The sequence below is a fragment of the Phaeobacter sp. HS011 genome (assembly GCF_018101215.1).
GTDB lineage: Bacteria > Pseudomonadota > Alphaproteobacteria > Rhodobacterales > Rhodobacteraceae > Phaeobacter > Phaeobacter inhibens.
On record NZ_JAGEUF010000003.1, the window covers coordinates 474,773 to 487,481 of the forward strand.

Annotated in this window: 10 protein-coding genes and 1 tRNA gene; 10 read left to right on the forward strand and 1 reads right to left on the reverse strand. The window is 57.9% G+C overall.

Annotated elements, in window-relative coordinates; all coding sequences use genetic code 11:
- The first annotated feature begins 30 nt into the window (after positions 1–30).
- Positions 31–104 (forward strand) — tRNA-Cys (locus J4721_RS08260).
- Between the two features lie 505 nt (positions 105–609).
- On the forward strand, positions 610–1,308 hold the full coding sequence (locus tag J4721_RS19910) for a HipA domain-containing protein (protein ID WP_371816064.1): 699 nt from the start codon (positions 610–612) through the stop codon (positions 1,306–1,308).
- A 121-nt stretch (positions 1,309–1,429) separates the two neighbouring features.
- Here the strand turns inward: J4721_RS19910 and J4721_RS08270 are convergent, their stop codons facing one another.
- Positions 1,430–2,266, reverse strand: a complete 837-nt coding sequence (locus tag J4721_RS08270) for a DeoR/GlpR family DNA-binding transcription regulator (protein WP_014875225.1) — start codon at positions 2,264–2,266, stop codon at positions 1,430–1,432.
- Positions 2,267–2,482: 216 nt separating this feature from the next.
- Between J4721_RS08270 and J4721_RS08275 the strand changes: the two genes are divergently transcribed.
- From J4721_RS08275 to J4721_RS08310, 8 genes are all read left to right on the forward strand, one after another.
- A complete protein-coding gene (locus tag J4721_RS08275; RefSeq protein ID WP_211002306.1) occupies positions 2,483–3,439 on the forward strand; it encodes an ABC transporter substrate-binding protein in 957 nt (318 codons plus the stop codon).
- A 104-nt stretch (positions 3,440–3,543) separates the two neighbouring features.
- On the forward strand, positions 3,544–4,578 hold the full coding sequence (locus J4721_RS08280; RefSeq protein WP_014875227.1) for a glycine betaine/L-proline ABC transporter ATP-binding protein: 1,035 nt from the start codon (positions 3,544–3,546) through the stop codon (positions 4,576–4,578).
- Positions 4,575–6,569, forward strand: a complete 1,995-nt coding sequence (locus J4721_RS08285) for a proline/glycine betaine ABC transporter permease (protein WP_211002305.1) — start codon at positions 4,575–4,577, stop codon at positions 6,567–6,569. Before J4721_RS08280 ends, J4721_RS08285 begins: the two co-directional genes overlap by 4 nt.
- A 2-nt stretch (positions 6,570–6,571) precedes the next feature.
- Positions 6,572–7,453, forward strand: a complete 882-nt coding sequence (locus J4721_RS08290; protein WP_211002304.1) for a phosphotransferase — start codon at positions 6,572–6,574, stop codon at positions 7,451–7,453.
- Positions 7,454–7,461: 8 nt separating this feature from the next.
- A complete protein-coding gene (locus J4721_RS08295) occupies positions 7,462–9,909 on the forward strand; it encodes an FAD-dependent oxidoreductase (protein WP_211002303.1) in 2,448 nt (815 codons plus the stop codon).
- A gap of 33 nt (positions 9,910–9,942) precedes the next feature.
- Positions 9,943–10,989: a GlxA family transcriptional regulator gene (locus J4721_RS08300; protein WP_247655949.1), complete on the forward strand. Its 1,047-nt coding sequence runs from the start codon at positions 9,943–9,945 to the stop codon at positions 10,987–10,989.
- A gap of 22 nt (positions 10,990–11,011) precedes the next feature.
- The gene (locus J4721_RS08305; protein ID WP_211002301.1) at positions 11,012–11,812 is read left to right on the forward strand and encodes an inositol monophosphatase family protein; all 801 of its coding nucleotides are present in this window, start codon (positions 11,012–11,014) and stop codon (positions 11,810–11,812) included.
- Positions 11,813–11,891: 79 nt separating this feature from the next.
- Complete coding sequence (locus J4721_RS08310) at positions 11,892–12,644, forward strand: N-formylglutamate amidohydrolase (RefSeq protein ID WP_102883748.1); 753 nt, start codon at positions 11,892–11,894, stop codon at positions 12,642–12,644.
- The last annotated feature ends 65 nt before the right edge of the window (positions 12,645–12,709 follow it).

Sequence of the window (12,709 nt, forward strand, 5' to 3'; positions counted from 1 at the left end):
GTGATTAATCACGCCTCACACCACCGGTAAGGCGAGTTGGCGGAGTGGTGACGCAGCGGATTGCAAATCCGTGTACACCGGTTCGATTCCGGTACTCGCCTCCACATGTCCATATGGACCTTATTTCCTTGATAATATAGTCAGAAAGTCTCTGAAGGGACTAGGACTGACATTATGCCTGACACTACAGGCAACATTATTCGAGAGGTGCGATGTTGAATTGGCACGCCACCAGAGTGAGCCGCCGAGGCCAGGAATACTATGTTCTGCTAACAGTCCCGACGCAGGCACGAGCCGCCGTGAGAAGTACGCAATTGAGGATGTCCACCGGCACCTCTCATGTTTGGGGATCAGAGAAGAAACGCTGCGACCTTGATCTGTAGATGCGTCAACAAATCCTGAGGAAGGTTCAAGAGGACCGGCTTTCAGCAAGAGGCAGCGCGTTTCAGACAGCGGTAGGAGAATTGGGCCTCTCTGACGTGAGCTACCTCTTTCCATATTGCCAGAAAATTGGCGACGTTGCGCCGCAGACCATGTGACCCGCCCCTCCCAAGGCTCCCTCATTCATAACGAGAGTTTGTGGGTGTGTTTTTCATATTCGTCGTCTTCGTGTTGGGCAACATCCTTGTCGCCGATACCGATGCACATGCAAAGGACTATTCGATGCTGCTCAGTGGCGGGCCAAGGTTGGCACCACTCTATGACGTATCGATTGTCCTGCACTGTGACCACGTAAACCAATACCACGCTCAGAAACTGGGAGGGCGCAAACGCAAGCCCGCTGACATGGCACGGCTGTATTGGGCTAAGTTGGTGACGGGCAAAGATGTTAAGACCACCCCTTTGCCGCCGCTTAGAAAAGGTCAATTAGCTTCCTTCGACATCATACCTGTTCCGCCAAGGACGCGGCAATCTCCTAAGGACGGAACCGCACGGTTCATGGCAAAGAAGGTCATTGCTGAGTTCACGGAACTGCAGGATTTCAAAAGGCTTCATTCAGCGGTCAAAGCTTGGGTCAAGCAGCATAGGGATGAACAATCAAAACGCTGCCAGGAACGCCCACCCGTATGGGAAGAATGTCAGCGTCTGCAACAGTTCAAACGCCTAAGCTCAGGCCTCACGGGGCTATGTGCCACACGCCGCCTCTTCTACGATCGAACCCGAAAGCAAATAACTTCATCAAAGCTCTCAAGATTGCCCCGCGGCAATCGCACCAGTCCGGCAGACCTCCCCCTAGCCCTCGACACAGCACTCCCGGCAATTAGATTGGCTTGCGGACCGGCCCCGTTACGCGGGCAAGAATGCTGATCAACCAGGCCAATCATACACTTCATGAGAGCAGATCACTTTGCTTGTGGCAGATGCTGCCTGAGCGACAAAGCAGTTCACCGGCTGGACATCAACCCGGCCAGCACCCAGACCTGTGCCGTTATGGCGTGGGAGAGGCCTTATTCTTTGCCAATAACTTAGACCAACCGGCGTGACGCTCTTTGCCTTCGACAACAACGGTCTCGATCTCGTTCTTGTCCAGCATTTCACGGATACCGTCCGGTGGAGGGCTATCAGTGAAGAAAACGTCAATCGAAGACATCTTGTCGAGAGAGACGGGAGCACGTTTGTTGAATTTGCCGCTGTCAGCCACGACGATGCAGACCTGCGCATTTTCTGCCGCGACCCGCGCGATATTTGCCTCCTCAAGATCATGCAGCATAAAGCCCAGTTCGCTATTCACGGCGCCAACTGAGAACACAGCTAGCTGAACGTTGAGACGCCGCAGCAGATCCAGCGCCTCTGCTCCGAAGGCCCCGCCATCATGTGCACGCAATTCGCCACCCGCGAGAAAAACCCTGTTATTGTTCCGCATGGCCAGCGTCTGGGCAACAAAAACGGAATTTGTAACCACAAAGAGGTTGCTGTGATTTCTGAGCGCCAGCGCGACGTAGGCCGTTGTCGAACCGATGTCGAGAAACACAGAATCCCCATCGCTGATCGTCTCCGCCACGGCCTGGGCCAGTGCAGTTTTTACATCGGCATGCGAACTAAGGCGGTTTTCAAAAGGCGGCTCAATGACCTCTTCGTTGAGATGTACACCACCGTGTACCTTGCGCACAATTCTGCGCTCCTGCAGCGTTTTGACATTACGCCGGATGGTTTCGTTAGAGACGCTCAGCTTCTGCGCAAGCGCGCTCACACGGCAGGATCCACCTGCGCGGTGAAGCTCCCGCAAGATCTCTTCTTCTCGTTGATTGGTGGTTTTCTGGGTCATTTCGGATGCAGGGGAAAGCTCTTAGTTTTGCTAAGCGCTATTCAAAAAAGCCACACAATGCAACAGCGAGCAGCATATTTCAGCGCGTGAATTGACGTATTGAATGAAAAAACGTTGTTTTTTGTGGCTTATATTGACTGAAAGCCAAGCCAACTGCACGATACCTCTACGTGACGCCAAGAATCACACATAACGCCACACAACAGGGAAATCGATATGCGACAGAACCTCAGAATATTCGGAGCTGCGGCACTGACGGCCGCCTTTTCCGCATCATCCGCCTGGTCTGCAGAATCCGCAGAATCCGCCGACCCGATCAGACTGACTCTGCACGACTGGTCTGGCCAGTTGATCAACACCAAGATCATGGGCCGCATCCTGCAGGAGGCAGGATACAACGTCGAATATGTGCAGGCTGACTATATAGCGCAATTCGCGGGACTGAAGACCGGCGACCTGCATCTGGCTATGGAGATCTGGGAAACCACCGGGCGTGAAGCGCTGGACGAGGCGACCGCCTCAGGCAAGGTGGTCAACGCGGGCGAAACCGGTCTGATGGCGATCGAAGAATGGTGGTATCCCTCCTACATGAAAGAGCGCTGCCCGGGCCTGCCGGACTGGCAGGCACTCAAGGACTGCGCCGATGAGTTTTCGACTGCTGAAACCTCTCCAAACGGTCGCTACGTCGGTGGCCCGGTAACTTGGGGAGGCTTCGACGAAGAACGCGTAGAAGCGCTGGAACTTGATTTTGAAGTGGTGCACGCGGGCACCGACGCGGCCCTGTTTGCCGAACTGGAATCTGCCTACCAACGCCAGGACCCCATTGTGCTCTGGATCTACGTGCCTCATTGGGCACCGGCCAAATACGAAGGCGAGTTTGTGGAATTCCCGCCCTATTCCTCAGAGTGCTACTCTGATCCATCAGTGGGGGTAAATCCGGATCTCGCGTATGATTGCGGGAAACCACGCGGCCCGATCTGGAAAGCGGCTTGGGCGGGCTTGCCCGAAAAATGGCCCGGCGCCTACGAAATTGTGCAGGCCTACAATATTTCAAATGACGAAATGAGCGACATGGTCGGCAAGGCGGACCTGGATGGCGTCGATATCGACGCCGTCGTCTCCGATTGGATGACCGCCAACAAGGAGCGTTGGTCTGGCTGGATCGCTAACTGATCTCACTCCCTAGGGGCTGCTGTCCGCTCTCAAGGCGGCCCCTTTCTTCCCCGCATGACAAATCCCGCTGGCCGCCGATGCGGACCGGCACCGGAGCCGCCTTGATGACCCCCAAGACCAAACTTTCTTGCCGCAACATCTGGAAGCTTTATGGCGCCAATGCGGAAGCCTTTCTGAACGCCAACCCCACGCCCAGCGGTGAGGACATCCGCAAGGCCGGCATCATTGGCGCCGTGCGGGACGCCCGGATTGACATTGCCGAGGGCGAGATTTTCATCATCATGGGGCTCTCCGGCTCCGGCAAATCAACTCTGGTGCGCTGCCTGTCGCGACTGATCGAACCCACCGGCGGACAGGTTCTGTTTGATGGTGTCGATCTGCTGACCGCGAGCGAACAGGAACTGATTGAAATCCGCCGCCACAAGATGGGCATGGTGTTTCAGCATTTTGCCTTGTTGCCGCATCTGACGGTCTTGCAGAACGTCATGTTTCCACTGACAGTTCAGGCCGTACCCAAAAGCGAAGCCGAAGTGAAGGCCCGGGAAGTGGTGGAACTGGTAGGCCTGAAGGGGCGCGAGGACTACTACCCGCGTGAGCTGTCGGGCGGCCAGCAACAGCGTGTCGGCATTGCCCGTTCACTGGTGACAGAACCCGACCTGTGGTTTCTAGATGAGCCGTTTTCGGCGCTTGATCCGCTGATCCGCCGCGAGATGCAGGATGAATTCCTGCGCTTGCAGGCGCGCCTCCACAAAACCATCGTCTTCATCACTCATGATTTTGAGGAAGCCGTGCGCCTGGCCGACCGAATTGCCATCATGAAAGACGGTCACATCATCCAGATCGCAACGCCGGAGGAATTGGTACTGAACCCGGCCACTGACTACGTCGCCGAGTTCACCCGCCATATTCCACGATCCAAGGTTCTAACCGTGGGCGGCATAATGGCCTCCGGTACCGACGGCGAGGGTACACCTGTTCCGCAAACCGCCCGGGTGTCGGATGTCGCGGAGCAGATCATTGCCGCCGATGCGCCGCGCCCGGTCTGCGACGATAGCGGCCGCATTATTGGCAGCATAAACCGACAAGCCGTCGCCCGCGTCTTGTTTGGCGCTGGCGAGACCTCCGGAGGGATAGAATGAGCGCCCGCCTCTCCCCTCAGTCAGCGACAGTATGGGGGATGATCCTTGTCACGATCCTTCTGGGCTGGTTTGGCCGTGATCTGTCCAAGGCGCTGGATGCACGCTGGCTGATCAAAGTGCCTTCAAGTTGGGTGCTTCCGCTCAAGGGCCATATCTCATCCGCCATGACCTGGCTCGTAGAAGATGCAGCCATCGGCCCGATATCCTTTACTGATGTCACGCGCGCCGTCGCCTGGCTGATTGAGCAGCCCTACGAGTTGATGCTGAGCCTGCTGGCAAATGGTTTTTTTGTGTCCTCCGGCCCCGGTGCGGAGGCCCTGCTGCCTGCCGCCAGCTGGATCGCTGTGACGGCGGCTGTTATCGCTCTCGGCCATTATTGCCGCAATTGGGGTCTGGCGGCGGTGGCAGGAGCCTGCTTTGCCTATCTTGCAGTGTTTGGGCAATGGGACAGTGCCATGGTCACACTTGCCTCCGTGCTGATCGCGGTGCCGATTGGTGCCGGCGGCGGGCTGTTGACAGGGATCTGGGCCTACCGCCACCCCGTGGGCGAGCGCATTCTGTCACCCCTACTGGATCTGATGCAGACCATACCAATCTTCGCCTATCTGGTGCCGATCCTGTTCATGTTCGGCTTTGGCCCGGTGTCGGCGCTGGTTGCAACCATCATCTATGCAACACCGCCAATGATCCGCGTTACCATTTTGGCTCTCAAGTCGGTCGATCCGGAGATCCTCGACTTCGGCCGTATGGCTGGCACCACACCGCGCCAGCTGATGTGGCGGGTCCTGGTCCCCTCGGCGAGCCAAAGCCTGATGGTTGGCGTGAACCAGGTGATCATGCTCACGCTCAACATGGTCATCATTGCGTCAATGATCGGCGCTGGCGGGCTCGGCTTTGACGTGCTGGCCGCGCTGCGCCGTCTGGATATCGGTGCGGGCTTTGAGGCGGGTATTGCCATCGTTGTGCTGGCCATTGCGGTCGACCGGTTGAGCCAGGCCTTCGCAGAGCGTATGGGCCAAGTCCACCACATTGCACCCGGATCCTGGGCCACCCGCCACAAGCGGACGGTGCTGGTCATGTCTCTGCTGATTATCACCTGGGGCTTGGGCCATTTTTCACCGCTGTTGCTGCAATACCCGATCAGCCAGACCATCACCACGGGCGATTTCTGGAGCGAGACAGTAAAATACCTGAACGTGAATTATTTCGACGCGTTCGAGGCGGTAAAGGTTTTCTTCCTTCACTGGTTCATGCTGCCAATAAAGAAAACACTGCTGGGCATCCCGTGGCCTTGGGCCGTCGCCATGCTGACACTGGTCGGATGGCGCGCTGGCGGGTTGCGGCTGGCATTGATGTGCGGCAGCATGTCCACGCTGATCGCTTTCAGCGGTCTTTGGGCCAAGGCGATGGTTACCGTCTACCTTTGCGGTGCCTCGGTAATCCTGGCAACTTTGATCGGCGTACCGCTCGGTGTGCTGGCGGCGCTGAACAAGCGCGCAGGCGTGGCGATCGGCCTGTTTATCGACACGCTGCAAACCCTGCCCAGCTTCGTCTATCTGATCCCGGTAGTGATGCTGTTCCGGGTTGGGGACTTCACCGCAATGATTGCTATCGTTCTTTATGCGCTGGCACCGGCTGTCCGTTACGCGGCGCACGGAATGCGTAGTGTCAGCGGCGAGCTGATCGAGGCCGGATTGGTCTCGGGATGCACCCGCTGGCAACTCTTGCGAATGGTACGACTACCGATGGCGCTGCCGGAAATCCTGCTGGGTATCAACCAGACCATCATGCTGGCGTTGTCGATGCTGGTGATCACCGCTCTGGTTGGCACACGTGATCTCGGTCAGGAAGTCTATATCGCTCTGACCAAGGCGGACACCGGCCGTGGGTTGGTGGCAGGGCTGGCCATCGCCTTTATCGCAATCATCGCCGACCGTCTGGTCAACGCAGGAGCCCGTGGCGCCCGCATCCGCTTTGGACTGGAGACCTAAGCATGAGCCAATCCAATCTGCTTCATCAAATCCGCGCCCTGCCCACCTGGCAGGGAGAGATCACGGCTGAACCGTTGAACGGTGGTATCACCAATATAAACTACCTGGTTACCGACAATTCCGGCAAATACGTGGTACGCGCAGGCGATGACATCCCCTTGCACCAGGTGATGCGGTTCAACGAACTGTCAGCCAGCCGCGCCGCTCACGCTGCCGGCTTAGCGCCCGCGGTAGTGCACACCCAGCAAGGGCTGACGGTGATGGAATACATCGAAAGCCGTACCTTGACTGAGGATGACATACGCGCGCCCGCGATGCTGCCACGGGTGCTGGAGTTGGTAAAATCCTGCCACCAAGAAGTGCCCGGGCATCTGCGCGGTCCCGCATTGGTGTTCTGGGTTTTCCATGTGATCCGCGACTACACAGCCGCCCTGCAGGACAAGAATAGCCGCCATGCCGCTCTGGCCGCTGAACTGGCCACAATCGGCAATCGTCTAGAACAGGCTGCAGGTCCGTTCGACATCGTCTTTGGGCACAACGACCTCCTATGCGGCAATTTTCTCGATGACGGTACAAGACTCTGGCTGATTGACTATGACTATGCCGGTTTCAACTCACCACTGTTTGATCTCGGCGGGCTGGCGTCCAACAACGGGCTGTCAGAGCAGCAGGAGCTCTGGATTCTGGAGACCTATTTCGGCGCACCCGTGACCGATGACCTGCTGCATCGCTACAACGCCATGAAATGTGCATCGCTTCTTCGCGAAACGATGTGGAGCATGGTCTCCGAGATCACTTCCAAAATCGAATTTGACTACGCGGCCTACACCGCCAGCAATCTCGCGCGCTTCCGCGCGGCGCTTGACGACTTTCAAAACACCTGAGGACTGACATGACTGAACTTCCCTCAACTGCCAAGGCAGTCATCATCGGTGGCGGCATCATCGGCTGCTCAACCGCTTATCATCTGGCCAAACTGGGCTGGACCGACACCGTTCTGCTGGAGCGGAAAAAACTGACCTCTGGTACTACCTTTCACGCTGCCGGTTTGGTCGGACAGTTGCGCTCGAACGCCAACATTACGCAGTTGCTGGGCTACTCGGTCGATCTATACAACAAGATTGAGGCAGAAACCGGCCTAGGCACCGGCTGGAAGATGAACGGCGGGTTGCGCCTGGCCTGTAACGAGGAACGCTGGACTGAGGTCAAACGTCAGGCCACCACCGCACACTCCTTCGGTCTGGAGATGGAGCTGCTGACCCCCAAGGAAGCCCAGGACCTGTGGCCGCTGATGGATATCTCCGACGTGATCGGCGCCGCCTTCATGCCCACCGACGGGCAGGCCAACCCCTCCGACATCACTCAGGCGCTAGCGAAGGGCGCACGGATGGATGGCGCCAAGATTTTCGAGGACACAAAAGTCATTGATATCGAAATCGAAGACGGCAGGATCCGCGCCGTGATCACCGAACATGGCCGCATCGAATGCGAAAAGGTGATCTGCTGCGCCGGTCAGTGGACTCGCACCTTTGCAAAACGATTTGGTGTCAACGTCCCCCTGGTTCCGATGGAGCACCAGTATATGGTTACGGAACCGTTCGAGGGCGTGCCCTCCAATCTGCCCACGCTACGCGACCCAGACCGGCTGACTTACTACAAAGAGGAAGTCGGCGGGCTGGTGATGGGCGGCTATGAGCCGAACCCGATCCCTTGGGCCACTGATGGCATCCCCAAAGGGTTCCACTACAGCCTGCTCGACAGCAATTTCGACCATTTCGAGCAGCTGATGGAACAGGCGCTTGGCCGAGTCCCAGCGCTGGAACATGCCGGTATCAAGACGCTGACAAACGGGCCCGAAAGCTTCACGCCAGATGGCAACTTCATCATCGGCGAGGCGCCGGAACTCAGCAATTTCTATGTCGGTGCGGGTTTCAACGCTTTCGGCATCGCCGCTGGCGGTGGCGCCGGCATGGCACTTGCGGAATGGGTGAAGAATGGCGAGCCGCCGTTTGATCTTTGGTCTGCCGATATCCGTCGCTTTGGCCGCCCGCATTTCGATACCGACTGGATCCGCACACGCACGGTGGAGGCTTACGGCAAGCATTACACCATGGCTTGGCCACATGAGGAACACGACAGCGGCCGCCCCTGCCGCAAATCCCCGCTCTACGACACGCTGAAAAACAAAGGCGCCTGTTTCGGCGAGAAACTTGGCTGGGAGCGCCCGAACTGGTTTGCCGACGCCACCAGAGGCGAGACACCTCAGGATCTCTACAGCTTTGGCCGTCAGAACTGGTTTGACGCGGTAGGCCGTGAGCACAAGGCGGCACGAGAGGCTGCAGTCCTGTTTGACCAGACGTCCTTTGCCAAATTCACTCTGAAAGGCCCGGATGCACTGGCCGCCATGAACTGGATCTGTGCCAACGATGTAGACAAGCCGGTGGGATCGCTGATCTATACCCAGATGCTGAACGACAAAGGCGGCATCGAATGCGATCTGACCGTCGGTCGCGTCGCCCAGGATGAGTTCTATATCGTCACCGGAACCGGCTATGCCACACACGACTTCGACTGGATCCGCCGCAACATTCCTGAGGGCATGAACTGCCAGCTGTTCGATATCACCTCGTCCAACGCTGTCCTGTCGCTGATGGGACCAAAGGCACGCGACATCCTGGCTGCGGTGACCCGGGACGATGTCTCCAACGATGGTTTCCAATTCGGCACGATCCGCACCATCGGTATCGCCGGATGCCCAGTTCAGGCGCTGCGTGTGACCTATGTCGGGGAGTTAGGCTGGGAACTGCATTTGCCGGTGGAGTACGCCCAAACTGTTTACGCAGCACTGATGGGTGTTGGACAGCCTCTTGGGTTAGTCGATGCCGGCTACCGTGCGATTGAGTCCCTGCGCCTTGAAAAAGGCTACCGCGCCTGGGGCTCAGATATTGGCCCGGACCACACCCCGTTCGAAGCCGGATTGGGCTGGGCGGTGAAACTCCGAAAGAAGATCGCCTTTAAGGGGCGCGCCGCTGCCGAAGCGCGGAAAGCCGGGGGGGTGAAGAAGATGCTTGCCTGTTTCACCACCGATCCCGGCGTGGTGCTCATGGGCCGCGAAACCATCTATCGCAACGGCAAACGCGTCGGCTGGCTCACCTCCGGCGGCTACGGCTACACCGTCGGTCAGTCGATCGGCTACGGCTATATCCGCAATCCTGATGGCGTCGATCCAGATTATGTGCTGAGCGGGGATTATGAACTGGAAGTCGCCACTCAGCGGGTGCCCTGTAAAGTGCAGCTCGGTCCGCTCTATGACCCATCTATGAGCCGGGTAAAAGCCTGAAGCGCCGCTCGTCCATCACCAGGGAATATGATGATGCATCACTTGGAACAGAGCAATTTTCGCGACCCTGCGCCGGTCCGGAGGGCCGTACGCGCCATCGCAACAACGCCGGGTTACACTGCACGCGTCGGGCTCTACGTGTTTTCCGGTTTCCCGATGGAGGAGTATGCCCTGTTTGCGTCAGCCCTGCACGACGCTGGCGACACTTGCGGGCAAAGCCTGAAAGTTGACGTATTGTCCAGCAACGGCGGTTTTGTGCAGGGCAGTTGTAGCGCTGCGGTAAAGACCAGCCCCCTGGCCGATGTGCTGAGAGAGTTGGACTATCTCGTGATATTCGGTGGCCACAAATTCAGCGTCGGCCGGAACCAGCATTTCAGGGCGGCGCTGCAGCTTCTGCGTCGCAGTGGCTGTCAGGTGGCTGCGGTTGGCGGCGCGGCGCTGACGCTGGCGAAGGACGGCGTCTTCGAAAGCAGTCGCTGCGCGGTTCACTGGCAAAACCGAGAACTGTTCAACGGTCTAATGAGCACCCTGGCCCCGACGGACCAGGTCTGCGCGGTCAACGACGGCGACTGGTCGTCCTGCGGGAAAACCGGCGCACTGGATCTGGCTCTTCATGTCGTGACCGAAGTCTACGGAAAACCGACCGCCACCCGACTGGCTCAGACTTTCATCCACACCCGCCTGAGCGACCCCCACAGCACCCAGACTGGTGAAGTTCTCCATGCTGCAGTCTCCGGTTCTGCGCTCGTCAACGAAGCAATCACGCTGTTTCAACGCCATTTGGAAAATCCGCTCCCGATGGCGGAGGTGTCCCGTATTCTGGGGTCGCCGTCTCGCCGTATTGAACGGCACTTCAAGCAGCACTGCGGCACAACGCCCTGCACCTACTACCGGCAGATGCGGCTTGATCATGCCCGCAAACTTCTGCTGAGAACCAATATGACCCTGATTGACGTGGCAATCGCAGCCGGTTTTTCCACCAGCGCCAGCTTCGCCTCCGCCTTTCAGCAAGTATACGGCACCACTCCAAACGCTCTGCGCAAGTCCCTTAACGGCGCCAAGGCCGGGCAAAAATCCTGATGCGATCACGGAACATACTCTCATGACAATGACCTCCTCTACCCCCGAACGGCCTGCTACAGAAAAGATCTTGCAAGACTGCGTGGCTTGGGCGGAATTGTCCGCATCAACCGCGCTGTCGTTCTTCCGGCAAGGTACCGCCGTTGATTTCAAGGCAGACCTCAGCCCGGTTACCTTGGCCGACCAGACAGTGGAGCGGGAACTGAAGGCCGCGATTGCCGCCAGATACCCGGATCACGCGATCCTCGGCGAAGAAACCGGGATCGTGGGTGACTGCAAGGATCATCTCTGGGTCATCGACCCAATTGATGGCACCCGATCCTTCATTTCCGGCCACCCGCTGTTTGGCATGCTGATTGCGTTTCTCAGTCACGGCCAGTTGCAGGCTGGCACCATCAGCATGCCTGCACTGAATGAAGTCTATTGCGGGGGCCTCGGAGTGCCCGCAACTTGCAATGGAATTCCAATTCAGGTTTCAGGCCAGCGCGAGTTAAACTCGGCGGTTCTTTACATCAACGAGGGTGAAAAACTGTTGGAAAACCACCCGGCCATCGCCACCCGACTGCTTCAGGTCGGGCAGACACGACGTTTCGGCTACGATTGCTATCCCCATGCCCTTCTTGCGGCAGGCCACGTCGATGCGGTGATCGATTATGATCTTAAACCCTATGACTTTTTGGCCGTTTCAGCTGTCATTGAAGCGGCAGGTGGGCTGATGACGGACTGGCAGGGTAAAACGCTGACGCTGGACTCTGATGGTGCGGTTGTGTCCGCAGCCTCCCCGGAACTTCATGCAACTCTCGTCGATCTTTTGAACAGCTGATCTTTGCCATCACGAAGTCTGAAAGACTTGATCGGGCACCGCCGCCCGTCCCAAAGTCGTGCCGAAAAGGAGGCCATTTATGATGCCGCAACCTCTACAAATCATCAATCCTGATGGTGCGGGGCCTGTTGTGATTATTTGTGAACATGCTTCTGCGTACATCCCGGCGATCTACGATGACCTCGGGCTGGCGCATGACGACCTGAAAAGCCATGCCGCTTGGGACCCTGGCGCCTTGGATCTTTCTCTCAAGTTGTCCGCAGACTTAGACGCGCCAGTTGTGGCATCAACCGTGTCACGGCTGGTCTACGACTGCAACCGCCCGCCTGAGGCAACAAGCGCCATGCCGGAAAGCTCGGAACTCATCGACGTGCCCGGCAACCGAGATCTGACGCCTGCGGACCGACAGGCCCGCGCGACTGCTGTCTACGACCCATTCTGTGCTGCGGTGTCCCAGATCCTCGACGTCCGCGGCTCGAACACAGTACTGGTCACCGTTCACTCCTTCACCCCTGTCTACTTCGGCCAGCCGCGGGAGGTGGAAATCGGTCTTTTGCATGATGACGACAGCCGACTGGTGGACGCGATGCTGGAGCATATAGGCCGTCTGCCCGGTCGCAAGGTCGCGCGGAATGAGCCCTACGGGCCAAGGGATGGTGTCACCCACACGTTGCGCCTCCATGCGCAGCCACGCGGATTGCCAAATGTGATGATTGAGGTGCGCAATGACCTGATGCGCAGCGAGCACGACATCGCCGAACGGGCGCGTGAAATCCTGCTCCTTCTGAAACCAGCAGTGATGGATATGAACAGCACGGAGAGAACATCGTGACCGAACAGCTCTCCTTCGACACTCTTAAGGACCAGGTTGCCGACGGCACGGTTGATACAGTTCTC